Source organism: Geodermatophilus sp. SYSU D00700 (genome assembly GCF_054050255.1).
In genome coordinates this window covers 65,829-90,345 of record NZ_JBJGZA010000012.1, presented here as the reverse complement: position 1 = coordinate 90,345, position 24,517 = coordinate 65,829, and the positions used below count along the sequence as shown (strand labels likewise).

The following is a 24,517-nucleotide window of genomic DNA, read 5'->3' as shown; positions in this document are numbered from 1 at the left end:
CCTGACCGGTCACGCCCGCTCGGCCCGGGCCCCCGGCATCCGGGCGACGACCTCCACCAGCACCGCGCCGGCGACGCCCAGCCCCGCCCCGGCCAGCACCACCGTCGGGGACATCGCCAGCAGCAGGACGTCCTCCCGCAGCACCGGCACGGCGAGGACGGCCACGACCACCCCGGCCATCGCCGCCACCAGGGCCACCCGCCCCGGGGTCAGCGGCCGGGCAAGGACGAGCACCGTCCACAGCCCGGTGGTCAGCACCGCGAGCAGCGCCGCGGTGCGGGCCGCGGCCACCCCGCCCCCGGGCTCGAGCGCCCGGGCCAGCGCGTACGCGCCGTAGGAGACCCCGCCGGTGACCACGCCGACGGGCACGGAGAAGGCCAGCACCCGGCGCAGGAAGCCCGGCTGGTAGCGGCGCCGGTTGGGTGCGACCGCGAGCACGAGACCCGGGACGCCGATGGTCACCGCCGACACCAGGGTCAGCTGCACCGGCTCGAGCGGGTAGGCGGCCAGCGTGACGACGGTGACGAGCGCGAGCACCAGGCTGTAGACGTTCTTGACCAGGAACAGGTTGGCCGCCCGCTCGATGTTCGCGATCACCCGGCGGCCCTCGGCCACGGCGTGCGGCAGCGCGGCGAAGCGCCCGTCGAGGAGGACGAGCTGGGCGACCGCCCGGGTGGCCGGCGAGCCGTTGCCCATCGCCACCCCGATGTCGGCGTCCTTGAGGGCGAGGGCGTCGTTGACGCCGTCGCCGGTCATCGCCACCACGTGCCCGCGGCGCTGCAGCGCCCGCACCACCGCCCGCTTCTGCTGCGGGGTGACCCGGCCGAGGACCGCCGTGGACTCCAGGACGTCGGCCAGCGCGTCGGGGTCCTCGGGCAGCGTCCGGGCGTCGACGGCGTCCGCCGCCCCCGTGACCCCGGGGAGCCCGACCGCGGCCGCGACCGCACCGACGGTCCGCGGGTTGTCGCCGGAGAGGACCTTGAGCGCGACGTCCTGCTCGGCGAAGAAGCGCAGCACCTCGGCGGCGTCGTCGCGGATCCGCTCGGCGAGGAGCACGAGCGCCACCGGGACCAGCCCGGCGGGCAGCTGGGCGATACCGGAGCGCGCCGTCCACGGCGCGGGCGCGCGGGCCAGCAGCAGCACCCGGCGGCCCTCCGCGGCCAGCCGGTCGGCGCGGTCGCGGGCCGCGGCGTCGGCGGGCCCGGCCGGCGCGGGCAGCACCAGCTCCGGCGCGCCGAGCACCCAGGTCGCCCCGGCGCCGGTCCGCACGGCCGACCACTTCCGGGCCGAGTCGAAGGGCACCGCGTCGACCGCCTCCTGGCCGGCGGGGTCGGGCAGCGCCACCGCCAGGGCCCGGGCGGTGGCGTTGCCGGCGTCGGCGGCGGCGAGCAGGGCCAGTGCCCCCTCCGCCGCGGGGTCCTCCCGCAGCCGTTCCAGCCGGTCGAAGCGGACGTCGCCGTGGGTGAGCGTGCCGGTCTTGTCCAGGCAGACGACGTCGACGCGGGCCAGCCCCTCGACGGCGGGCAGCTCCTGCACGAGGGTCTGCCTCCGGGCCAGGCCCGCGGCGCCGAGGAGGAAGGCCAGCGTGGTGAGCAGCACCAGACCCTCGGGGACCATGCCGACCAGCGCGCCGACGGTGCCGGTGACCGCGTCCCGCCAGCCCTCGTTGTCCGGGGACCGGAACTGGCTCCACAGCACCGCGGGGCCGACCACGAGCAGCCCGACGGCGATCCAGCGCAGCAGCCGGGTGGTCCCCTCGACCAGCTCGGAGCGGGTGCGGGTGAACACCCGCGCCTGCGCGGCCAGCCGGGCGGCGTAGGCGTCGTCGCCGACGGCGGTGGCCTGCACCCGCCCGCTGCCGGCCACCACGATGGAGCCGGAGAGCACCGGGTCGCCGGACTCCTTGGCCACGGCGTCGGCCTCACCGGTGAGCAGCGACTCGTCGACGGCCAGGCCGCGGGTGGAGCGCACGACGCCGTCGACCGGCACCTGGTCGCCGGCCCGCAGCACCAGCAGGTCGTCGAGGACCACCTCCGCCACCGGGACCTCGCGCTCGGAGCCGTCCCGCACGGGCCGGGCTCGCGGGGTCTGGAGGAGGGCCAGGCGGTCCAGCGCCCTCTTGGCGCGCAGCTCCTGCACGATGCCGATGACGGAGTTGACGACGACCACCCCGCCGAACAGGGCGTTCTGCCACCGGCCGGCGAGCACCATCGTCACCCACAGCACGGCCAGCAGGCCGTTGAAGAACGTGAGGACGTTGGCCCGGACGATCTGCCCGACGGTGCGGCTGGTCCGCGTCGTCACCGCGTTGACCCGCCCGGCCGCGACCTGCTCGGCGACCTGGGCGGCGGTCAGGCCGGACGACGACGTCCGCTGCGCGGCACCGGGAACGGCGGTGACCGTGGCCTGGCCGGCGCTCACAGCAGGCCGCCCGCGCGCAGGTTGAGCAGGACCAGCACGACGGTCAGGACCGCCCCGCCGACGGTGGCCGCGGTCAGCAGCACGCGCCGGGCGCTCCACCGCTGCACCCGGATCCGCGGGTGCGGCGGCAACGCCTCCCGGAGGTGGCCGGCCAGGTCCCGCCCGTCGTCGGCCAGCAACCGGCGCAGCTGGGTGGGGAGGGTGAGCGAGGAGACGGTGGCCACCGCCTCGGCCAGCTCCTCGTCGGAGAACTGCCGCCGGGCCCGCTGGAGCACGCGCTCCGGTCCCGCGACGAGCGCGCAGTCGAGCAGCACGGCGGCGAGGTCGGCCGCCTGGCGCCAGCGGCTGGGCCGCAGCTCGCCGAACGAGACGTCGACGAGCACCACGCGCTCGTCGTCCTGGACGAGGACGTTGGAGGGCTTGAGGTCGCGGTGCGCCGCGCCGGCCGACCACAGCATCCGCACCTGGCGCAGCGCGTCGTCGAGGACGGCGTCGCCCATCCGCGAGCGCCGGATCTCGACGGTGCGGGGCACCAGCTCGGTCACCAGCAGGTACTCGCGGCCGGGCACCACCTCGACCACGCCCATGGGCTCGGGCACCCGGACCCCGCCGTCGCGGAGCAGCCGCAGCATGTAGTCCTCGTGCTCGACCAGCCGGCGCACCGAGGAGAACGGTGCCTCGTCCTCGAGCCGGCCGTACCGGAGCACCCGCAGGACCTTGTACCAGCGGTCCGAGCGCAGGTGGGTGGTCGAGTAGAGCTTGCCGAACACCGCGTCGGGCGGGCCGGAGACCAGGACCAGCCGGCACGGCGTGGAGCCGGCCGACCCGTCGAGCCGGAACGGCTCGACGGCGAGGACCTCGACACCGAGCTGCTCGAGCACGGCGGCGCGGACCCGGGCGGTGCGGGCCTCGTCGAGCGTCAGGTGGGCGGCCACGCGCCGGCGCCAGGTGACGGGGAGGGCGTCCTCGGGAGCCAGCACCGTGCACACCAGGGCCGCGGTGCCCACCCCGAGCAGGACGGCGCCGACGGCCATCGAGGCCCCGTCGAGACCGAGGGAGACACGCGGCACCACGGCGGTGGTCAGCAGGGCCGCGACGGCGACCCAGCCCCACCGCCGGACCTGGCCCGACGGCGTGAGCACGTACAGGGTGGCCACGGAGACCGTGGCCAGGACCACGACCGGCCAGGCGGAGAACTCCACGGCGGCCGGCGTCCCGGTGACCTCGGCGCGGACGGCGCGCACGAGGACGCCCTGGCCGACGGCCAGCTGCGCGACCGCGGCGACGACCGAGATCGTGCCCAGGTACACGAGCAGGTGCCGCCACCGCGCCGTCCACACCAGCACCAGGGCCGTGGGGACCCAGAGGCAGCGGTAGCCGAGCACGGCGCCGATGCGCGCGAGGTCCGCCGCGCGGGGGTGGCGCTCCGGCGGGCCCGCCAGCTCGGCGACCGCCCGGTCCAGCCCCAGCAGCCCGCCGGGACGGTCGGCCAGCACCAGCAGCACGACGGCGGCGGCGACCACCGCCGACCACGCCCGGACCGCGGTGGGGACGCGCCGGGGCAGCGTGCGGTCGCGGCCCGAGGGACGCCGCCGGTTCGTCCCCCCGGGCCAGGACGGGCGGCGTGGCCGGACGACGGCGACCGGCGGGGAGGAGGTCCCGGGGTGCTCCCCGTCCACGGCGGACGGTCCTCCGGGGGTCACCCCCCGAGACTGGCCCTCCGGCCGGTCCGTGTCCCGGGCCGGGCGGCACCGGGCGCAGGGTCGGAGGACCCTGCCCGCCGACCCGGCAGAGCGCTGGACTGGCCCGGTGACCAGCCGCACCGCGCCCGAGGAGCAGGCGTCGCACGCCGCCGGTCCCCCGGCCGCCCCGGGGCGCCGGTCCCCCGAGCGGATGCCGACCGACCTGGTCCGCGTGGCACTCGGCCTCGTCGTCCTCGGCACCGGCGTGCTCATCGCCCAGCGCGGTCGGCTCCCGCCCCTCGAGCGGGACCTGTTCCGGCTGTTCAACGACCTGCCGGCCGTCGTGCTGCCGGTGGTCTGGGTGGTCATGCAGCTGGGCAACGTCCTCGCCGTCCCGGCGCTCGCGCTGCTCGCCGTCCTGCGGCGCCGGTTCCGGGCGGCCCGCGACCTGCTGGTGTCCGGCCTGCTCGCCTACGTGTGCGCCGACCTGGTGAAGGCCCTGGTCGGCCGGGAGCGGCCGGGCGGCCTGCCGGTCGGCGCGGTGCTGCACGAGGCCCCCATCGGCGGGGCGGGTTTCGTCTCCGGCCACTCGGCGGTGGCCGCGGCCCTGGCCACCGCCGCGGCTCCGTACCTCAGCCGGCGGGGACGGCGGGTGGCCTGGACGCTGGCCTGGACGGTCGCGCTCGCCCGCGTGTACGTGGGCGCCCACCTGCCCCTCGACGTGGTGGGCGGCGTGGCCCTGGGCTGGGCGATCGGGTCGCTGGTGCACTGGGTGTTCGGGGTGCCCTCGCGGGAGGTGCCGCCCGGCCGGGTCGAGGCGCTGCTGCGACGGTTCGGACTGCCGGTGACCGGGGTGGTCGCCGCTCCGGTGCGGGCCCGCAGTTCGCAGCCGTTCCAGGCCGTCGACGGCGAGGGCCACCGGCTCTACGTGAAGTACCTGGAGCCCGACCGGCACGAGCGGGACCGGCTGCACCGGATGTGGCGCCAGTTCGTCGCCGGTGACGTGAAGGACGCCGACGCGCTCGAACCGCTCGGGTACCAGGCCGAGCACGAGGCCGTCGCCGCGCTGACGGCCGAGCGCCGCGGGGTGCGGGTGCCGTCGGTGATGCTGGCCCGCGGCGGGGACGGGGACGCGGTGGTCGTGCAGCAGTACGTCGAGGGCCGGCCGCTCGACGAGCTCGCACCGGCGGAGCGGACCCCCGGCCTGCTCCGGGAGGTGTGGGGCGAGGTCGCCCGGATGCACGCCGCGCGGGTGGCGCACCGCGACCTGGTGGCCTCCAGCGTGCTGGTCGACCCGGAGGGCCGGCCGTGGCTGGTCGACTTCGGCAACGCCCGGACCGGCGCCACCGACGACGAGACCGCCGTCGACGTCGCCGAGCTGCTGGCCTCGCTGGCCGCTGCGCCCGGTACCCCCGCCGACCCGGTCGAGCTGGTGGCCGCGGCGGTCGACGTCCTCGGCGAGGAGGCCGTCGCGGCGGCGCTGCCCTCGCTGACGCCGCTGGCGCTCTCGTCGGAGACGCGGCAGCGGCTGCGCGACGACCCGTCCCGCCGCGTCGCGCTGCGCGCCGCCGTCCGCGCCCGGCTGGACCTGCCCGATCCGGACCGCCCGGTGTTCCCCCCGGCGGGACCCGTGGCCCGGGTGCTGGTGGCCCTCGGCTGCGCCCTCGCCCTCACCGGACCGGTGCTCGTCGCGGGCATCGCTGCCACCGTCACCAGCGGCGGGCCGCAGGGGTGGCGCTGGGTGGGCGGCGCTGGCCTCCTGGCCACCGCGGCGGCCCTCGCCCGCGCGACCGCCGTCCGGTACGCCGCCGACCGGCAGGTGTCGGTCGGCCGGGCGCTCGTCGTCACGCTGGTCGCCCGGAACGTGGGACTGGTGCACGGCCGGGACGGGGAGCGCCGCGCCCGCGCGCGACTGCTCGAGCGGGCCGGGCTGCTGCCGGCGACCGCGGACGCGGCGACGGTCCGGATCGGGCGCGCCGGTCCGGTGGGGGCGGCCGCGGCGGCGGTGCTGCTGATCGCGCTCGCCGTCCTCGACGGGTCGATCCCGGCGTGGCGGACCCCGACCGCGGTCCTGGCGGCCGCCTCCACCGGCGCGGCGGCGTGGCTGCTGGCCGTGGCCGGTCAGCTGACCGCCCGCCGCGGCAACGACGACACCGACGCCCCGCCGTCCCGGCAGCCGCCGCCGTCCCCTCGGGACCGGATGGCGGTGCTGGGCTGGATCGCGCTGGCTGTCGCGCTCGAGGCGACCGTCCTGTCGGCCGCGGTGCAGGCGGCCGGCGGCGGGGTCCCCGTGCTCGCCGCCGCCGGCGGCTACGCCGCCCTGCGCCTGGTGTGGATCGCCCTGCCCGTCACCGGCCTGCCCGGCGCCCCCGAGGCGTCGCTCCTGCTGCTGCTCGGCGCCCTCGGGATCCCGGTGGCGGCCGCCTGCGCCGCCGTCCTGGTCACCCGGTCGCTCACCACGTGGGCGCCGTGCGTGATCGGCCTGCTGCTCGACCGGCCGGCGCGTCGCCCGGAGGGCCCGGCCGGTGGCTAGCGGGCCGGTGCAGCGCCCCCGGGCGTACGCGGTCCTGCTGGTGGGAGCCGTGGCGGTGACGGTGCTGTGCTCGGTGGCCGTGTCCTCGGGCGAGGTGGGCGACACGGAGGCCGCGGTCTTCCGCTGGGTCAACGGCTGGCCGTCGTCCTGGGAGCCGGTGCTGTGGGTGGTCCAGCTCGTCGGCGTCCTCGGGATGCCGCTGCTGGTCGCCGTCCCGGCCCTCCTGCTGCGGCAGTGGCGGCTGGCAGTGGCGCTGTGCGCCCTGGTGCCGCTCAAGCTGCTCGGGCACGGGGAGGTGGTGAAGGGGCTCGTGCAGCGCAGCCGGCCCGGCAGCACCATCCCCGACGTGCTGCTGCGCGACGTGCCGTCGGCCGGGATCGCCTATCCCTCCGGCCACGCGGTCATCGCCTTCGGCGTCGTGGTCGTGCTGTGGCCCTACCTGCGGCCGCGCTGGCGGGCGGTCGTGCTGGTCCTGGCGGTGCTCAACAGCGCGGCCCGGGTCTACCTGGGCGCGCACGCCCCGCTCGACGTCGTGGGCGGCGCGGCGCTGGGGGCCGCGCTGGGCGCCGCCCTCACGCTCGTCGTCGGGATCCCGGCGCGTCCGGCCGGCGCCCGCGGGTCAGGGGCGGCCACGGGAGGACGGGGGCCCGTCCGCGGGAGCCGCCCCTGACCGGGGACGCTCAGCCGGCGGGAGCCGTCACCGCCGCGGCGGTCGCCTCAGCCGCCTCCGCGGCGACCGGGTCCGGGTGCACGACCATGACCGGGCCGGGCGCGTGCACCGCGCAGTGCAGGGCCACCGAGCCCAGGACCATCCCCATGACCCGGCCGCGGCTGCGGCTGCCGACGACGAGCAGCGCGGCGCCGTCGGCCCGCTCGACGAGGGCCTCCCCCGGCGCTCCCTGCACGACGCGGACGTCGGCCGCCGCCCCCGTCCCCAGCACCTCCGCGACGATCGAGCCGACCCGGGCGCGGGCGTGCTCCTCGGTCTCCGAGGCCGGCGGGGCGGTGACGGCGTAGAGGTCGCTCCAGTAGGCCTCCGGCCGGTAGGCGGCAACGACCTCGAGCGTCGCGCCCAGGCGGCGGGCCTCCTCCGCCGCGCGGCGCAGCGCGACGCGCGACACCGCGGAGTCGTCGACCCCGACCACCACGCGCGGCGGCGGCTGGACGGCGCCGGGGTGCACCACGACGACCGGGCAGGGCGCGTGCGCCACGCAGTGCAGGGCGACCGAGCCGAGCAGGGTGCTGCGCACGCCGCCGCGGCCGCGGCTCCCGACGACCAGCAGGTCCGCGCCCTCGGCCCGGGCCACCAGGTGGTCGAGCGGGGCCCCGCCGGCCACCACGACGTCCGCGCGGACCTCCGCGGTGCCGGGGACGGCCGCGACGGCCGGGTCCAGGCGCACGTCGGCGAGGAGGTGGCGCACACGGTCCTCGGTGTCCGCCCGGATGGCGTCGAGCCGCTCGGTGTCGAGCAGGTAGGGGTCCGCCCAGTAGAAGTCCACGGGGTAGGCGCTGACCACCTCCAGCGGCGCGCCGTCGCGGGCGGCCACCGCGAGGGCCCAGGCGAGCGCCACCCGCGCCCCGGGCGAGCCGTCCACGCCGACGACCACCCGTCCGGGCCGCGCCGCGTGGTCCCTCGTCTGCTCCGTCGTCACCGTCGCGCCTCCGCTCCTGCCCGGACACCCGCCGGACGCTGACCCGAGACTGCGCCGTCCGCGGGCGGCCGGACGCGGGCCGACGTCCCCGCCGCCGGGGACCTTCGTCCTGGTCCGGGTGGGATCAGGAGGCGGTCGCCCCGCGCAGCTCCACGGTGACCGAGGGGTCGCGCCGCAGCGGCCGGTCGGCGACGGCGCGCAGCAGCCACCGGAGCGTGTACTCCGGGGTGCTCGCCGACGGCGCAGGGAGGGGGTCGGGCGCCTGCACCCGGAAGGTCCAGCGCAGCTGCTCGCCGGGCCGCGCCCTCACCGTGCCGGCCACCGGCACGGTGGCGACGGCGGTGGCCGCGGTGCGGTCCTCCTCCACCTGCTCCCCCGGCCGGGCCGGCACGCGCTCGGCCAGGACCAGCTCGACGCGGACCCCGCGGAGGGCGAGGGTCGTCCGGGCGGTCGCGACCACGGTGCCGGTCAGCACGGTCCCGGGGTGCAGGTCGTGGCCGGAGAGCCCCGTGAACGCGAGGTCGACGGCGTCCGCGCCCGTGACCTCCGGTCGCGCCCTGCCGGCGCGGTCCGGAGCCCCGCAGGAGGTCACGCGCACCGCGGCGGACCCCTCCCCGTCGCCGCCCGAGGCGGTGCGGGCCAGCGCCCGCACGGTGTGGTCGCGCTGTACGAGGTACGCGGCCACGGTGGCCTCGCCGTCCGGGACGGCCAGCAGGGCCCGGCCGGCGGCGTCGAGGTCGGCACGGGCGACGACGGCGGTCGCCCGCTCCGCCACGGCGGTGGCGGCGCCGCCCCATTGACGCCGGGTGCGGGTGAGGGCGGTGTCCCGCACCAGCTCGACGGTCCCGCCGGGCACGGGACGGCCGTCGGCGGCGCGGACGGTCACCGTGAGGGGCTCCCCCGCGCGGACGGCCGCGGGGACGTCCACCGCCAGGCTCGCCGGACGGCGCAGCAGCGGGGTCACGCGGGGCCGCCCGCGGGCAGGGCCGCCGTCCGGCCGGCGCGGCGCTCCGCCCGCTCGCGGATGCCGTGCAGCATCCGCCGGGTCATCACCAGGGTCACCGGCTCCAGCACCCGGCCGGCGACCCGGGCGCCGAGCCGGGGGTCGACCTCCGTACGGGACCGCGCCAGCAACCGGCAGCCCCCCGCGTCGCCCGGGAGGACGTGGAAGGACCACACGCCGTTCCACGGGTGCTCGGGCGGCGCCTGGCGCAGGACGAGCGCCCGGGGTGGCTCCACCCGCGCGACGCGGAAGGCGTAGCCGTCCGGCAGCGGGCCCCAGCCCTCGCGGACGACGACGACCCGGTCGCCAGGAGCCAGGTGCTGCCACTCCTCGCGGATCTCGTCGGTGGTGTGGATGTCGAGGCCGAGGGCGTTCTCCAGCCAGTCGTGGCTGTACATGCCGCCGCGGTCCTGGCCCATCTGCACCAGCCACGCCCACACCTCCTCGGCGGGCGCGGCCACGGTCACGGCGAGGGTCGTCTGGCCGGCCGGCCCGGGGACGAGCTCGTCGCCGGGCAGCACCGCGCCGGCCTCCGCGCGGGTGGCGCCCCAGTCCCGGTGGCGGTGCAGGAGTTCCAGGCCGGCGGCCCCGGCGCCGGCGAGCAGGAGTCCTCGGAGCACGGCCCTCACCTCCTCGGCGGGACGTCGAGGTCGAGGCCGTGCAGCGTCATCTCGCCGTAGCAGAGGTCGCCCTCGGGCAGGTGCCAGACGGCCGAGCCGCGGGTCATGCGGAGCCGGCCGTCGACGACGGTCCACCCGTCCACCGGGGTGCTCCACGGCGTGCGCACCGGCCCGCCGGGCAGGTCGGCCCAGCGATCCGCCGTCCACACGGACGCGGGCCGGCCGTCGCCGTCGAGGGCGACCACCGCGCCGACGGTGCGCCCGGCGTCGGTCACCGACACCCCGAAGCGGTCCTCGCCGAGGTCCTCCCACCGGGTGCGGGGGTGCAGCAGCATCGCCGGTGCCAGGAGCACCGCGTCGTCGAGCCAGGTCACCAGCTCGCCGGTGTCGAACTCCGGCCCCGACCCGTCGGCCACGGTGACCAGGCCGAGGGCCTTGCCGAGCATCCGCCCGGTGCCGTCCCGGTAGGTGTCCCACCCCCACATCGGCAGGACGCGGCCGACCAGCAGCCGCATCCGGTACAGCCGCGCCACCGGATCGGCGGTGTTGAGCTGCCACGCGTCGCAGGGCAGCCACGGCCCGTCGGCGCGGCGGCGGAAGCGGCCGCTCCAGTGGGCGCGCAGCGAGCGGGTGCGCGGCTCGCCGACCACGCCCATCGCCTGCACGTAGCGGACGGCGGCGGAGGGCAGCCCGGCCAGGTCGGCCTCGGTCACCGGCTCCGCCGACGCCGGCTCGGCCGGCAGGCCGGCGGCGGCCAGCCGGCGGGTGAAGGCGCCCGGTGGCCGCGACGGCGTGCGCGGCCGGTCAGACGTGGACGGGCGCACCGGGGACCTCGCTCTGCTCGGTGTCGACGGGGGGACCGGACGGCACGGCGCGCAGCAGCCGGGTGAGCAGCCGGAGACCGACGGCGCCGAGGACCCCGAAGCCGGCGATCGGGCCGACGACCTCCGCGGCGGTGAAGGTGATCCCCGCCGCGGCCTGCAGGGCCGTGCTCAGGGCGATGGTGGGCAGCAGCAGCACGATCAGGACCAGCAGCGGGGTGGCGACCAGGTAGCCCAGCGGGTCGCGGCGGCGGACCAGCAGGCCGGCCAGCGCCGCGGACGGCGCGATGACCGACAGGTCGAGGGCGGAGGTCACCATCGTCGTGTAGACGTCGAGGAGGGCGGGGGTGCCGCCGCTCGCCAGCGCGGCCAGCAGGGGCTGCAGCCACACGACGGCGGTGACGACGGCCGCGGTCAGCAGGAACCACGACAGGGCGCGGTGCGGCACGCCGGGGTCCGCGGCCAGGCGGCGCAGGACGGCCCGGTCGGTGGTCGCGACGGCGGAGGCGAGACCGGCCAGCGCCGTCGCCACCAGCGTCACGTACGCCAGGAACAGCGGGTTGTAGGCGACTCCCAGCGCGTAGTTCGCGTAGACGTAGAGCAGGTACCCGAACGCGCCGGTGAGCAGGAGGGACCCGCGCGGTGACCGCTTCCGGTGCTGCAGCCACGTGGTGATCACCAGGGGCACGCCGAAGGCCAGCACGACCGCGTCGACGGCGGTGTTGCCGGCCGCGGTGAAGACGGTGTCGTGGGCGTACAGCCCGCTGCCCGCCAGCTCCGCCGGCTGCCCCCGCGGGGTCACCACCGGGACCGGTTGCCCCGTGGGGCGCCAGACCAGCCCGACCGTGGCGACCGCGGCCGCGACGGCGGCGACCAGCCCGGGCAACCGGCGGAGTCTCGTCCTCACGTGCCGCTCCTCGTCCTCGCCGTGGAGGCGAGGCCTCCCGGAGCCGTTCCCGCGGCCACCGGGGTGCGGTGGCAGGCCGACGCTAGGCAGCCCGGGGCCCGGACGGTCACCGCCGAAGGACCCTGAACCGCTGGGCCCAACGCACCGGCGACCGTGTGCACCGATGCACGCTCCCCCACCACGGGACTGCACCTACGCGCACCGTCGCCCCGGGTCCCGGGACACCGCTGACGTCACTCCGTCGCACGGGATGCGCTCGCCGGGCGGGCGTGGCGCCGGAGACCCAGCTCCACCGGAACGGCTCCGACCTGCGGGTTCTGTCGTACCCCCGCCGTAGGTTCGGTGTCGTGGAGGAGGTCGCGGAGCACCGGTCGCCGGTGGAGCAGGCGCTGCTCGCCGCGGTGATCGACACGCCCGCGCCGTTCCGCCGGCTACCGGTGTCCCTGTTGTCGCGGGAGCAGAAGGCCGCCGAGCTGCAGCGGGTCGCGGCCCTGAAGGCGATGACCGCGGCCTACGAGGTGGAGCTGGTGCTCGGGCTGGCCGACGACTCGCCCGATGACGACGATCCGCCGCCGGGCACGCCGGGTGCGCGCACGGGTTCGTGGGCGCCGGACACCGAGCTGCCGGGTGTGTCGGAGTTCTTCACCGCCGAGCTGGCGCTGATCCTCAACTGCGGCCGCGGCACCGCCAACCACCTGGCCCACCGCGCCTGGACCTACCGGGAGAAGCTGCCCGCCACCTGGGCCGCGCTGGCCGCCGGCACCCTCGACGAGACCCGCGCCAAGGCGCTGGTCGATGTGCTCGAACACGCCGACGCGGGGATCGCCCGCCGCATCGAAGCCCGGCTGCTGCCCGAGGCCACCGGGCTGACCGTGGGCCGGCTCAAGCAGCAGGCCCTCGCCTTGCTGCTCGACCTCGACGCCGACGCCGTCGGACGGCGCAAGCAGCAGGCGCGGCGCTGGGCGGACGTGCACGTCGATCCCTCCCCGCTGGAGGGCATGGCCACGCTGGCCGCCGAGCTGCCCGCCGAGGTGGCCGCCGCCTGCGAGGCGGTCATCGACGGCCTGGCGCGGATGCTCAAGGCCGACGGCGACGAGCGTCCCATCGGCGAGCTGCGCTGCGCGGTGCTCGCCGACCTGATCCAGCGGCCCTGGCAGACCGACCGCCCGGCGGTGACCGCGCACCTGACCATCATCGCCACCCTGGCCGCCCTCGCCGGCCGCTCGGCGGAGGCCGGGGAGGTCAACGGGCTGCCCATCACCGCCACCCACCTCCGCGAGCTACTGGCCCAACTGGACGCGCTCGGCGTGCGGGCGCCCGACGGCGGATCGGTGACGGTGGCGCTGACCGACGCCGACGGCACGCTGCGGGCCACCGGCACGCTGGACCGGCTGCGCCGGCTGGCCGCCCGCGGCTGCGACCAGCACGCCGATCACCCCGACACCGCCGACGAGCCGGACTGCGGATGCGCGGTGCTGGACCGGCCCGACCCGGTCGACCGCTACACCCCGTCGGCGGCGCAGCAGGCGTTCGTGCGCACCCGCGACCGCACCTGCCGGTTCCCCACCTGCGGCCAGCGGGTGGGCTGGGCCGACGCCGACCACGTCCTCCCGCACGCCCGCGGCGGGGTCACCGACTGCGCCAACCTGTGCTGCCTGTGCCGGAGCCACCACCGGCTCAAGACCTTCGCCCGCGGCTGGCGCTTCACCATGAGCGACGACGGCACGCTCACCGTCACCACACCCTCCGGCATCACCCGCACCACCCGCCCACCCGGGGTGCGACCACCCCCGGCAGCTCCCGAGCCGCCACCGGACGACCCCGGATCACCACCGCCATCCGCCGACCCGGCCGACGACCCACCGCCCTTCTGAGCGACGGGCACGGGAGCGGTGCTGTCGGGGGGCGGTCAGCCGAAGGTCAGGACGTCGGCGACCGGGCGGCGGTTGGTGGACGGCGTCCGGTCGCTCCCCGGGTAGCCCAGCCGCAGCAGCATCTGCGGGTACCCCGTGAGCGACAGGCGGGAGCGCAGCTGCGTCCGCGTGGCCGGCCAGTCCAGGGCCTGGGTGAGCGGCGAGGCGGCCAGCCCCTCCGCGGTCGCCTCCAGCAGCACCCGGCCGAGCGCGCGGCCGGCGGTCAGCCACGCCCCGCGGTCGTCGCCGTCGGTGCCCATGAGGATGACGGTCGGGCGCTCCACCTCCGGCGGCGGCGCGTCCGGGTCCCGGTCGTGCGACACCGGGCCACCCGGCCGCGACCCGACGACGAAGTCGCGGATGAGCCAGTTCGACGCCCGCGTCGACGGGTCGTCCGCCGGGACCGCCCCGACCGGGATGCCGTCGACGGCCGCCGGGTCGGTGCGCATCCACCGCCGCAGCTCCTCGAGGTACTCCGGCTCGCCCTGCTCGATCTCCTCCGCCCGGGAGATGAGGAAGACGGTGGCGACCTCCTCCTCCGACTCGGTGATCGCCTTCGACCAGACCCGGAACCCGCCCGCGGTCGCCTGCAGCCGGTCGACGAGCTCCGCGGGCACCGCCCGGGGCAGGAACGGAGCCCGCTCGGTGTGCCGCGCGGCGATCGCGCTCCCCAGCGCCCGGTCGTGCTCCGTCGGCTCGTGCTCGCCGGTCACCGCGACGACGGCCAGCAGGTCCGGGTCGGCGGGGTCGGGCAGCGTCTCGACGTCGGCGGTGCGGCCGGCCGCGGCCAGCGCTATGGCGGCGAACTCGACCGCCACGCCGCAGCTGACGATCCGCTGCCGGCCGCTGGGGTCGAGGGCGCGCAGCGCCCGGTCCGGATCGGTGCGCACCGCCAGCCGGTCGCCGTCCGCGCGGAACGACCACGGCTGCGTGTTGTGGATCGACGGCGCGCGGGTCGCCGCCTCCACGACCGCTGTCCACTGCTGCTGGTCCACTCCGTGCTCCTCCACCTGGTCGTCGGCGTTCCGGCTCGGCATCGCTCCCCTCTCCCTACCCGGTGGCGCCCGGCACCGCGAGAGCGCCCCGGACCACCGGCCACCTCGTCACCCTCGGCCGGCGCCGGCCAGCAGCCGGACGGCGCCGTGGCCGGTCACGGCGGCCATCGTCAGCGCCATCGCCAGGCCGCCGACGACGCCGATGGCCGCGACCAGCACGGGCGCCTGTCCCGGTTGCCACAGCGGCGTCGTGATCCCCGCGAAGACGGCCAGGCCGGCCAGCCAGGCGGCCGCGGTCCAGCCGATCCAGCGCCCGGCGTGCGGCACGTGCCGGCGCAGCACCGTCCACTGGGCGACGCCGATCGAGCCGAGCAGCACGGCGGCGGCCAGCACCGCGAGCGGGGCCTGCACCCAGGCCGGCCGGTCGAGGACGGAGGCGGCCCAGCCGCTCGGTCCGGTCCCGACCACCCACGCGAGCACCGCGGCCGCTGCGGTGCGCAGGACCCAGTCCCGCCGGGACAGCCCGGGGAGCTCCCGCGCCAGCACGGACGCCTGGGCGGCACCCAGCAGCGCGCCCTCGGCCGCGCCGGCGGCGAGCAGCACCGCCAGGCCCGCGGCGCCGGAGGTGTCCGCCGCCCCGGAGAGGACCGCCAGCACCGGGACGAGGAACCCGGCGGCCTCCCCCGCGGTGACGACCACCAGCCACCGGCGCCGGAAGCGCCGGCGACCGGACATCCGGGACCCCGCGGGCGCCACGGGGATCGGGGTGCTCACCCCGGGAGCGTCCGTGCCCGGGCCACCGGGTCCGTAGGGCCGGAGGTCCCGGCGCCCGTGCCGCACGTCCCCCGGCCGCGCCGGCTCAGCCGGACCGGCCCGTCTCGAGCACCACCAGCGGGTCGGCCGGCGCGACGGTCACCCGCGGGAAGGCCGACCGGTAGGCGGCGACCGCGTCGTACCTGCCGGGACTGCCGGGGAGCAGCAGCCGGGCGCGGCGGGGCTCGTCCTGCCCGTCCCGCCGCACGGTGATGTCGACGGGGCCCTCCGCCAGGTTCCGCCACCACGTCTTGCCGGCCGCGCCGCCGACGAGGACGACGAGGTCCGCGCCGTCGGGCGCGGTCATCACCGGCAGCTCGTACCGCCGGCCGGTCCGCCGCCCGGTGTAGCCGAGCACGACCAGGTGCCGGCCGAGCAACCGGTGGGCCGGGCCGCGGGAGAGCGCGCGCACGACCGGGTTCACCAGGCGGTTGCGGACCCGGACCACCGGCGTCCTCAGCCGACCAGCCGCTCGAGGGCGCTGGCGGCGAGCAGCCGGGCCCACCACGGCCGCCGGACGTGCGCCGGGGGCCGGGACCGGCGCCACAGACGCCGGGCCGGGCGCACCGCCACGGCCCCGCCCTTCATGCTCACCCAGCCGCCGGGGCCCATGGTCACCCGAGCGACCGCCGGGGACGGCCGGCCCGCGAGGCGGGACGCGACCGCGACGGCGCCGAGGACGACCTCGGCGGTGGTGACGACCCGGGTGACGTCGACGACGGGGTGCCAGCGCACCCGGCCGTCCCGGACCTCGAAGGCGCCCAACGGCCGGATCCCGGTCATCTCGGCGGCCGGGCGGCGCCCGCCATGGCCGTCCCCGGCGCTCGCGGTGTGGCTCGTCGACCCCGTCACGGCGATCACCGTGGCCCCGTCCCGCTCCACGGGTGGTCCGAAGGCGGGTCCTCCCCGGTCGGTCGCGGCGGTCCCGGTCACGGGTGCTCCTCCGTCATGCCCCCATGCTCGGGACCGCTGCGCCGCTCCGGGCAGGGTCGGAGGTCGCCCCCGGCCGGGACCTCCGGACGACACGGGCGGGGACGCGCGGCGACGCGCCCGGGGATCTGGACCGGGCACGGACCGCGCCACCAGACTGGCGGGGCACCCCGGCGGTCAGGAGGTACCGCGTGGAACTCGGCATCGATCTCGGCACCGCCACCACCGTGGTCAGCGACGTGCGCCGCGGCATCCTCTACGACGAGCCGACCGTGATGCTGGTGCGCCGGGGCAGCGGCCGCCGGGAACGCGTGCTCGCCGTCGGCCGCGAGGCCGCCGACCTGCTCGGCCGCGCACCGTCCCGCTACGCCGCGGTGCGCCCCCTCGACGACGGCGTGGTCACCGACCTCGAGACCGCCCGCACCTACCTGCGCGCGGTCCTGCACGCGGCGGGACAGCGGCTGTGGCGGCTGCCCGTCCGGGCCGTTGTCACCGTGCCCGTCGGCTCCAGCGCCCTGGAGCACCGCGCGCTGCTCGAGGCCGCCGAGGAGGCGGGCATCCGGCCGGTGACCGCGATCGACGAGGCGGTCGCGGGCGCCGTCGGCTGCGGCATCGACCCGCTGGAACGGCGGGTGCACATGGTCGTCGACGTCGGCGGCGGCCGGTCCGAGGCGGTCGCCTTCTGCTACGGCGGCGTGCTCGCCTCCCGGACCAGCAAGACCGGCGGCGAGGACATGACGCTGGCCGTCGTCCGGTTCCTGCGCGAGCAGCACCAGCTCCTCGTCGGCGACCTCGAGGCGGAGGCGCTCAAGACCCGGCTCAGCTCGGCCGGGGACGAGCCGCTCGTCGTGCAGGGCCGCGACGGCGTCTCCGGCCGGCCGCGGCTGGCCACGATCCCGGCGGCCGAGGTCGCCGAGGCCCTGCGCCCGGTGGTCGACGACGTCCTCCGGACCCTGACCCCCTGCCTGGACGACCTCCCGCCGCAGGCGATCGCCGACGTGATGGGCGAGGGCGTGCTCGTCTTCGGCGGCTCCTCGCTGGTCCCCGGCTTGGCGCAGGAGCTCGAGCGGGCGCTCGGCCTGCCGGTCAAGCAGGCCGAGGAGCCGCTGACCTGCGTGGCCGACGGCGCCGCGCGGGCGCTGCGCAACCGGGCGCTGCTGACCGCCTACGGCCGCCGCTGACGGTCAGGGGACCTGCACCGGGCCGGTGGCGAGGACGGCGTCCCGGTTGTCGAGGTAGTGGCGCAGCGCCGCGGACACCAGGTCCTTGGTGTTGTTCGCCCCCGTCCCCGGCCCCTGCACCACCGCCGTCACGACGATCTCCGGGGCGTCCATGGGGGCGGCGGTGGTGATCCAGTTGTCGTACTCGTCCGCGGGCAGGCCGCCGTCCTGCGCGGTGCCGGTCTTGGCGCCGACGAGCCCGGGCAAGCTGGAGAGCCGGATCGCGGTGCCGCTGGTGACGGCCTCCCGCATCCCCTCGCGGACCGGTCCCAGCTCGGCGGCGAACGGCACCGGCGTGGGCGCCGGCGCGGGCACGGCCGTGAAGGACCCCTGCGTACCGACGGCCATGCCCAGGCGCGGGGTGACCAGGTTCCCGGTGGCGACGGCGGCGGTCCACCGGGCGTTCTGCAGCGGCGTCACCGTGATCTCGCCCTGGCCGATGCCCAGGATCACCGTGGACCCGCCGTACCAGGTGCCGCCCGCGGCCTCCACGGACTCCGGGGTGCCCAGGTACCCGGCCGACTCGCCGGGCAGGTCGATGCCGGTGCGCTGGCCCACGCCGAGCGCCCGGGCGGTGTCGATCATCGCCTCGGGACCGAGCCCGACCGCGAGCTTGTAGAAGTAGACGTCGTTGGAGATGGCGATCGACTCGGACAGGTCCATCGGTCCCATCGGCCGCCAGTTCCCGAACTCGTGCCCGCCGTAGCTGAAGCTCGCCCCGGTCGGGATCACCTGGTCGGGGGCGTAGACCGGCCGGGCCTGGTTGGCCGCGGCGACGACGATCTTGAACGTCGACCCGGGCGGCAGGACCGCCTGCGTGACGTGCTCGAGCGTCGGGGACCCCGGCGCGGACGCCAGCGCCTCGAGCGCGGCGGCGTCGGCGGGCGGGCCGTAGAGGTTGTTGTCGAACGACGGCGTGCTGGCGATGGCGAGGACCTGCCCCGAGCGGGGGTCCATCGCGACGGCGGCGCCGATGCGCCCCGGGCGCTGGCCGCGCAGCGCGGCGGCCAGGCCGCTGTCGAGCTGCCGCTGCAGGCCCAGGTCGAGGGAGAGCCGCAGATCCGCCCCCGGCACGGGCTCCACCCGCTCGCCGAGCGCCACCGGCACGCCCGTCGGGTGGACGTAGAGGCACTGGCGCCCGTTGGTGCCGCGCAGCACCGCGTCGTACTGCAGCTCCAGTCCCGCCCGGCCGACGAACTCGCCGTTGGGCAGGCCGGGCCAGCGCTCCTCGGCCTCGGGCGTGGCCACGCCGACGAAGCCGAGGACCGGGCCCAGCAGCGCCCCCTCGGGGTACCAGCGGCGGGGCTGCGGGACGACGAGCACGCCGGGGAGGCCGGCGGCGACGACCGCGTCGCCGACGGCGCGCGGCACCTCGGCCACCGGCAGGGACAGCGTGGTCGGGTCGGCCGCGTCGAGCTCCGCCCGCAGGTCGGCGGGCGGGCGGCCGGTCAGCCCGGCGAGCTGCTCGACCGCCGCCGGGTCGTCGCGCAGCAGCGCGGGCACCGCGAGCACCCGGTCCACGCCGGTGCCGGCGGCCGCGGCGTCCACGGCCAGCGGCACGTCGTGCCGGTCGGTGATGGCGCCGCGGGGCGCGGGCAGCCGGATGCAGCGGGTCATCTGCTCCTCGGCGGCGAGCGAGAGCTCCTCGCCCCGCGTGACCTGCAGCCGCCAGCCGTAGAGCCCGAAGGCGACGAGCAGGAGCGAGACGGCAGCCGCGGCCAGCCGGACCAGGCGCGGGCGCGGGTTGCGCCGGACCGGCTCGGCCCACAGCCGCCGGCGCACGCTGTCCCGGCGCACGCCGAGGACGACGCCGATCGCGGCGAGGTGCACGACCAGCGCCGTGCCCCCGTAGCTGAGCAGCGGGAACGGCACGCCGGCCAGGGGCAGCAGCCCGAGGTTGGCCCCCACCGAGACGACGGTCTCGACGCCCATGAGGATGGCCAGCCCGCCGCCGACGAGCGCGGCGTGCGGCGTGCGGGACCGGCGGCTGGCCAGCGCGAGCCGCCACACGAGGACGACGACGGCGAGCACGACCCCGGCGCCGGCGACCAGCCCCCACTGCCCGACCAGGCTGGCCGGCGCGAGGTCGGTGTGGCCCTCGGGCAGGTACTCGGCGCGCAGCTCGCGCAGCGGGTCGTCGGCCCGGCCGGTGAGCCCGCCGGAGGCCACCGCGATGTGCGCCTGGCGCAGCGCCCACCCCGACCCGGTCGGCGACTCGTGCGCGCCGACCAGGAAGGTGCCCAGGCGCTGCAGCTGGTAGGGCTGCAGCAGGCTGATCATCAGCGGCGCCGCGATGACGGCCGCGGCGCCGAGCGGCAGCAGGAAGCGCGCGGGCACCCGGCCGAGGACGAGCATCGACGCGGTGAGCACGGTGAGCAGGGCGGTCGTGCTGAGGTCGGGCTGCAGCAGGGTCAGCCCGATGGGCACGGCCGCGAGCAGCAGGGCGAGGGAGAACCGCCGCCAGGCCGGCCGGGCGGAGCCGAGGACGGCGGCGAGGACCAGCAGCAGCCCCAGCTTGGCCAGCTCGGAGGGCTGGAAGGTGACCGAGCCGAGGACGAACCACCGGGTCGCGCCCTTGACCGTCACCCCGACGGTGAGGACGCCGACCAGGAAGACGACGGCCGCGACGTAGGCGGCCCACCCCAGCACGCCGAGGTAGCGGACGCGCACCCGCCAGAACACGGCGAGGGCCAGCACGCCCCCGGCGGCGATCGCGCCCTGCCGCAGCGCCAGCTCGGTGTCGCCGATGAGGTAGAGGTTGACCAGCCCCAGCCCGACCAGGGCGAGCGCGGCGACGACGGCGAGCAGGTCGAACAGGGCGCTGCGGCGGTCCCGGCGCTCCTCGCGGGTCCGCCGCCGCCTGCCGCCCTCCTCGGCGGGCAGCCCGTCGGGCTCCGTGCCGGGATCCCCGGCGCCGGCCCAGAGCACCCGGCGCTGGCGCCGGCTCCACCGCCGGCTCCGGACCTCCTCGGCCGGCCCCTCGGCGGGCACCCAGTACGGCATGCGGCGCTCCCGTCGGGTCAGCGGGTCCGGAGCTCGGGTGGGCAGGAGCCCACGGGCAGCGGCGCGGAGGCGGCTGCCGCGGGCAGGTCGGTGACGGCCAGCACCGCGACCGCCGGCAGGGCCGGCAGGGCGACGACGCCGACGGCCTCGGCCCGCGTCCCCCCGGCCGGGACGGTGACCGTCCCGCCCGGTGCGGTGGAGGTGGCGCCGGTGCAGCGGTCGGCGAGCAGGTAGGACCAGGTCACCTGCTGGTCAGCGGCTCCCGGGACGAGCCGCACCTGCACCCGCACGGTGCAGGGCGCGCCCGGCTCGCACCCGGCGAGGCGGCGCAGGTCGACCCCGGCCACGCTGCCGGCCGCCGCCGGGGCGGGCGGTGGGATCTCGACGCCGTCGGGTTCGGGTTCCGCGGCGGTCGGCTCCTCACCGCTGCGGCCGGCGTCCAGGAGCACCTCGACGTCGGCGGCGATGTCGTCGCGCAGCACGACGACCTCCACCGTGACGACCGCGGCCAGGACCACCGCCGACAGCAGCCACGCGCCGATCCGCCGCGCGGTCCGGGACCCCTCCCGCCTGACCGGGCGGGCTCGGGTGTCGGGCGCGCCGGCCGGCCCGGTCCCGCCCCTCGACGGCGCCGCCCCCGTCGGCCCGCCCGCGCCGATGGCCCGCGTGAGCGCACCGAGCTCGGCGCGGGCGGCGTCGCGGTCGACGGCGGCGACGGTCTCGGTCAGCCGCCCCGTCACGGCGGGGACGCCGGCGTCGGGGAGGTCGGCCACCGCGGCGTCGAGCGCGGCCAGGAGCGGGTCCGCGGCCGGGTCGTCCGAGCCGGCGCGGGACCGGGCGGCGGCCGCGACGTCGACGAGGACCGCCGCGACCGCGGGTGCGGTCGGCGTCGTGGCGGGGTGGAGGACCACGCGCCCGTCGGCCCCGACCACGGCCCGGTCGAGCCCGCCGCGGCTCCCTGCGGCGGTTCCGCCCGCGGGCACCGGCAGCTGCGCCGCCTCCTCCAGCACGGCCGCCGCCAGCTCGAGGGCCTGGGGGGTGGTGAGCCGGGCCAGGGCGAGCAGGCGGGCGAGCGCGACCCCGCCGGAGGGTGGCCACGGCAGAGCGGACGGCGTCCGCGGAGCCGGGAGGTGGGGGGCGGGGTCGTCGTCGCGGCGCCCGGCCGCCCGTTCGATCGTCAGGTCCGCCACGGCCACTCACCCGCCCCATCCGCGCGCTCAGATGTCCCCGGGTCCGGATCGGCCCAGGTTGGAGCACGGTGGCCCCGGCTGTCACCGGGTCGCTGCGTGAATTCCCCTCCGAGACCGGCGCGTCGCGGTCGAGGGCCCGGTGTGTCGCGCCGCAGGACCCGGCGTGTCGCGCCGCAGGGCCCGGCGTGTCGCGACGGAGGACGGGCGCTCCCGGTGGACGCGGGACCCAGGACCCGCCCCGGTGGTGCTCTCCGACCCTCCGCCGACGCGGAGCGCGGGGCCGAGGCTCGACGGCAGGGAGCCCGCACCAGCGCGGGTCCGCGCCACGGGAGGCCCGTCATGACGTCCACGACCCGCAACACGATCGCCACCGTCCTCGTCGCCGCGATCGTCGTCCCCTACGTCGGCTACCTGATCCGCGGCGAGATGCCGTTCCTGCAGGACCCCCGGGGCATGGGCACCGTCGGCCTGGTCCTGGGACTGGCGGCGGTCGCCGTCACCGGCCGCGCCGCGTTCGCCCCCGCCGGCCCGGTGCACCGCGCCGCCCTCGCCACCGGCGTCGTCGCCCTGGCGCTCGGGATCGCCACCGTGTGGTCGGGGACCAGCGAGGCCCTGCTGGCCGTCTTCATCGCCGCCGTCGTCGTCACCTGGGTCCTCGGCGAGATCGCGGCCACCCGCACCACCGAGCACACCGCCCGGCCACTCGCCCGGCGATGACCCCGACCCCGGTCCCGCCGTCCCCGTCCCAGGAGGAGCCGTGAGCCCCCAGCCGCTCGACCGCACCACGGCCCGCGCCGCCATCGCGCTGGCCAACCGTGCACCGTCGGTGCACAACTCCCAGCCCTGGCGCTGGCGCGTCGGCCGGACGTCGGTGCGCCTGTTCGCCGACCCGTCCCGGCACCTGCCGGCCACCGACCCGGAGGGCCGTGACCTGCTCGTCAGCTGCGGTGCCGCGCTGCACCACCTCCGCGTCGCGCTGCGCGCGGCCGGCCTGGCGGCGACCGTCCACCGGCTGCCCGACCGGGCGCACCCGGCGCACCTCGCCGCGGTCGAGGTCTCCGCCGCCGAGCCGCGGCCGGACGAGCTGGTGCTCGCCCGGGCGATCGAGACCCGCCGCAGTGACCGGCGGGTCTTCTCGACCTGGCCGGTCCCGCCGGAGCTGCTCGCCGACCTGGCCGCGGCCGCCGCGGCGGAGGGTGCCCGGCTGACCGCGCTGGACTCCGGCAGGCAGTGGCGGGTGGTCCGGCTGGTCGAGACGGCGGCGCTGGAGCAGGCGCTCACCCCGGGCCTGGCCCAGGAGGTCGCGGCCTGGACCGGGCGGACCCGCGGCGCCGTCGAGGGCGTCCCGGCCGCCAACGTCCCCGCCTCCGCCGGGGCCGCCGGGCCGCAGGCGGCCGTACCGGTCCGGCGCTTCGCCGACGGGAGCCTCGAGGAGAGCCGGCTGGGCACCGGCGAGGCCGACGGCACGGTCCTGGCCGTGCTCACCACCCCCGGCGACGGGCCGGCCGACCAGCTGCGCGCCGGCGAGGCGCTCAGCGCGGTGCTGCTGACCGCCACCGCGATCGGCCTGGCCACCGACCCGGTGAGCCAGCCCCTCGAGGTGCCGGGCACGCGGGCCCGGCTGGCCGAGCTCTGCGCGCCGGCCACACCCGGACCGGCCGGGATGCCGCAGCTGCTGGTCCGGCTCGGCTGGGCGCCGGTCAGCGCCGAGCCCGTGCCCCCGACCGGCCGCCGTCCGGTCGACGACACCATCGACCGGCTCGACGCGCCCTGGGCCTGACGGTGCCCGGCGAGGTCGATCCCCGTCCCGTCGTCGCCGGCGTCGACGGGTCCCGCGACGCGCTCGCCGCCGCCTCCCTGGCGGCGCGCGAGGCCGCCGGCCGCGGGGTCCCGCTCCGGCTGCTGCTCGTCGTCCCCTGGGTCCCGGGCCGGCGGCCGGCACCCGCCCGGGTCCTCGACGCCGTCGAGGTGCTCCGTACCGCCGGGGGCCTGGCGCTGGACGCGGTGACGGCGGACCTGCGCCGCGCCCACCCCGGGCTGCCGGTCGAACCCCGGCTCGTCGACGGTGACCCGGTCGAGGTGCTGGCCGCCGCCGGCGCCGGCGCCCAGGTGCTGTACCTCGGCTCCTCCGGCTCGGGCGGTGCCCGCGACCTGCTGCTGGGGTCGGCCGCGGCGGCCGTGCTGCGCGCGGCGCCGTGCCCGGTCGCCGTCGTGCCGCTGCGCAGCCGCTGGTCCGGCGGCGGCCGCAGCGGCGTGGTCGCCGGCCTCGACGGCGGGCCGGGGTCCGAGGCGGTGCTCGCCGAGGCGCTGCGCGCGGCGGCTCTCCGCGGCACCGGGGTGCTCGCGGTGCACAGCTGGTCACGCGGGTCCCTGCTGCCCCGACCGGCCGGGGACCACCCGGCCGACGACGCCGCGGCGCAGCGCCGGGGCGAGCTCCTGCTCGAGGACCTGCTGACCGGCGCGCAACCGGTCCGCGACCGCTGGCCGGGCGTCCCGGTCCGCCCGGTCGTCCGCCACGGGCGCGCGGCCGACACCCTCCTGGCCGCCGGACTCACCGCCGAGCTCCTCGTGGTCGGCCACCGGCGGCACGGGGTGCTCGGCCGGCCGCTGCGCTCGGTCACCTCCGCGCTCGTGCACCACGCCGGCTGCCCGGTGCTCGTCGTGCCGCTGCCCGTCCCGGCGGTGAGCGCCGGGACGCCCGGCTGACCGGCCGTCCGGTCCGGGAGCGCCGAAGGTCCCTGGTCGCGCGGGCCGGTCGACCGGGGCCGGTCCGCCCGCCGCTCCCTAGCGTCGAGCCACCTGTTCCCGATCCGC

General features: G+C 78.2%; 20 protein-coding genes. 7 read left to right on the top strand and 13 right to left on the bottom strand.

The features are described 5' to 3' along the window. Positions 1-9: 9 nt before the first annotated feature. Entirely contained in the window at positions 10-2,421 is a 2,412-nt protein-coding gene (locus ACI79V_RS11590) for an HAD-IC family P-type ATPase (protein WP_456889356.1), read from the bottom strand. Then, positions 2,418-4,100, bottom strand: coding sequence for an RIO1 family regulatory kinase/ATPase domain-containing protein (locus ACI79V_RS11585; RefSeq protein WP_456889354.1), 1,683 nt, complete (start codon positions 4,098-4,100; stop codon positions 2,418-2,420). The genes ACI79V_RS11590 and ACI79V_RS11585 overlap by 4 nt, the downstream gene beginning before the upstream one ends. A 130-nt stretch (positions 4,101-4,230) precedes the next feature. Here ACI79V_RS11585 and ACI79V_RS11580 point away from each other — a divergent pair, with 130 nt between their 5' ends. Together ACI79V_RS11580 and ACI79V_RS11575 are read left to right on the top strand one after the other, a co-directional pair. After that, complete coding sequence (locus tag ACI79V_RS11580; RefSeq protein ID WP_456889351.1) at positions 4,231-6,636, top strand: phosphatase PAP2 family protein; 2,406 nt, start codon at positions 4,231-4,233, stop codon at positions 6,634-6,636. A gap of 7 nt (positions 6,637-6,643) precedes the next feature. Next, complete coding sequence (locus ACI79V_RS11575; RefSeq protein WP_456889349.1) at positions 6,644-7,306, top strand: phosphatase PAP2 family protein; 663 nt, start codon at positions 6,644-6,646, stop codon at positions 7,304-7,306. Between the two features lie 10 nt (positions 7,307-7,316). Here ACI79V_RS11575 and ACI79V_RS11570 read toward each other — a convergent pair whose 3' ends face one another. The 5 genes from ACI79V_RS11570 to ACI79V_RS11550 all read right to left on the bottom strand — a co-directional run bounded on the left by ACI79V_RS11570 (position 7,317) and on the right by ACI79V_RS11550 (position 11,639). Beyond that, a complete protein-coding gene (locus ACI79V_RS11570) occupies positions 7,317-8,288 on the bottom strand; it encodes a universal stress protein (protein ID WP_456889347.1) in 972 nt (323 codons plus the stop codon). A gap of 124 nt (positions 8,289-8,412) precedes the next feature. Further along, positions 8,413-9,252, bottom strand: coding sequence for a hypothetical protein (locus ACI79V_RS11565; RefSeq protein ID WP_456889346.1), 840 nt, complete (start codon positions 9,250-9,252; stop codon positions 8,413-8,415). Then, positions 9,249-9,911: a hypothetical protein gene (locus tag ACI79V_RS11560; RefSeq protein ID WP_456889344.1), complete on the bottom strand. Its 663-nt coding sequence runs from the start codon at positions 9,909-9,911 to the stop codon at positions 9,249-9,251. Before ACI79V_RS11560 ends, ACI79V_RS11565 begins: the two co-directional genes overlap by 4 nt. A gap of 5 nt (positions 9,912-9,916) precedes the next feature. Next, positions 9,917-10,735: a DUF6544 family protein gene (locus ACI79V_RS11555; protein ID WP_456889341.1), complete on the bottom strand. Its 819-nt coding sequence runs from the start codon at positions 10,733-10,735 to the stop codon at positions 9,917-9,919. Beyond that, entirely contained in the window at positions 10,716-11,639 is a 924-nt protein-coding gene (locus ACI79V_RS11550) for a hypothetical protein (RefSeq protein WP_456889340.1), read from the bottom strand. Before ACI79V_RS11550 ends, ACI79V_RS11555 begins: the two co-directional genes overlap by 20 nt. 347 nt (positions 11,640-11,986) lie before the next feature. Between ACI79V_RS11550 and ACI79V_RS11545 the strand changes: the two genes are divergently transcribed. Beyond that, positions 11,987-13,513, top strand: a complete 1,527-nt coding sequence (locus tag ACI79V_RS11545; protein WP_456889338.1) for a DUF222 domain-containing protein — start codon at positions 11,987-11,989, stop codon at positions 13,511-13,513. 35 nt (positions 13,514-13,548) lie between these two features. Here the strand turns inward: ACI79V_RS11545 and ACI79V_RS11540 are convergent, their stop codons facing one another. The 4 genes from ACI79V_RS11540 to ACI79V_RS11525 form a co-directional block, all read right to left on the bottom strand. Next, positions 13,549-14,589, bottom strand: coding sequence for an Acg family FMN-binding oxidoreductase (locus ACI79V_RS11540; protein ID WP_456889336.1), 1,041 nt, complete (start codon positions 14,587-14,589; stop codon positions 13,549-13,551). A gap of 66 nt (positions 14,590-14,655) precedes the next feature. Next, the gene (locus tag ACI79V_RS11535; protein WP_456889333.1) at positions 14,656-15,321 is read right to left on the bottom strand and encodes a hypothetical protein; all 666 of its coding nucleotides are present in this window, start codon (positions 15,319-15,321) and stop codon (positions 14,656-14,658) included. A gap of 85 nt (positions 15,322-15,406) precedes the next feature. Continuing rightward, on the bottom strand, positions 15,407-15,808 hold the full coding sequence (locus tag ACI79V_RS11530) for a nitroreductase/quinone reductase family protein (protein WP_456889331.1): 402 nt from the start codon (positions 15,806-15,808) through the stop codon (positions 15,407-15,409). Positions 15,809-15,816: 8 nt separating this feature from the next. Next, positions 15,817-16,212 (bottom strand): hypothetical protein, encoded by a 396-nt coding sequence (locus tag ACI79V_RS11525; RefSeq protein ID WP_456889330.1) that lies wholly within the window; start codon positions 16,210-16,212, stop codon positions 15,817-15,819. Between the two features lie 269 nt (positions 16,213-16,481). On the opposite strand from ACI79V_RS11525, the gene ACI79V_RS11520 reads away from it, so the two are divergent. Further along, entirely contained in the window at positions 16,482-17,471 is a 990-nt protein-coding gene (locus ACI79V_RS11520; protein WP_456889327.1) for a rod shape-determining protein, read from the top strand. A 3-nt stretch (positions 17,472-17,474) separates the two neighbouring features. Here ACI79V_RS11520 and ACI79V_RS11515 read toward each other — a convergent pair whose 3' ends face one another. Continuing rightward, positions 17,475-20,513, bottom strand: a complete 3,039-nt coding sequence (locus ACI79V_RS11515) for an FtsW/RodA/SpoVE family cell cycle protein (protein WP_456889324.1) — start codon at positions 20,511-20,513, stop codon at positions 17,475-17,477. 17 nt (positions 20,514-20,530) lie between these two features. Further along, entirely contained in the window at positions 20,531-21,703 is a 1,173-nt protein-coding gene (locus tag ACI79V_RS11510) for a hypothetical protein (RefSeq protein ID WP_456889322.1), read from the bottom strand. A gap of 339 nt (positions 21,704-22,042) precedes the next feature. Between ACI79V_RS11510 and ACI79V_RS11505 the strand changes: the two genes are divergently transcribed. The 3 genes from ACI79V_RS11505 to ACI79V_RS11495 are packed head-to-tail and all read left to right on the top strand — an operon-like array spanning position 22,043 to position 24,409. Next, positions 22,043-22,420 (top strand): hypothetical protein, encoded by a 378-nt coding sequence (locus ACI79V_RS11505; protein ID WP_456889320.1) that lies wholly within the window; start codon positions 22,043-22,045, stop codon positions 22,418-22,420. Between the two features lie 40 nt (positions 22,421-22,460). Then, positions 22,461-23,483 (top strand): Acg family FMN-binding oxidoreductase, encoded by a 1,023-nt coding sequence (locus tag ACI79V_RS11500; protein WP_456889318.1) that lies wholly within the window; start codon positions 22,461-22,463, stop codon positions 23,481-23,483. Positions 23,484-23,485: 2 nt separating this feature from the next. Continuing rightward, on the top strand, positions 23,486-24,409 hold the full coding sequence (locus ACI79V_RS11495) for a universal stress protein (RefSeq protein ID WP_456889316.1): 924 nt from the start codon (positions 23,486-23,488) through the stop codon (positions 24,407-24,409). Positions 24,410-24,517: the final 108 nt, after the last annotated feature.

Bases quoted from the DNA above. Each gene is read 5' to 3' on its own strand.
- ACI79V_RS11515 (WP_456889324.1), bottom strand. From the start codon at position 20,513: ATGCCGTACTGGGTGCCCGCCGAGGGGCCGGCCGAGGAGGTCCGGAGC.
- ACI79V_RS11540 (WP_456889336.1), bottom strand. From the start codon at position 14,589: ATGCCGAGCCGGAACGCCGACGACCAGGTGGAGGAGCACGGAGTGGAC.
- ACI79V_RS11505 (WP_456889320.1), top strand. From the start codon at position 22,043: ATGACGTCCACGACCCGCAACACGATCGCCACCGTCCTCGTCGCCGCG.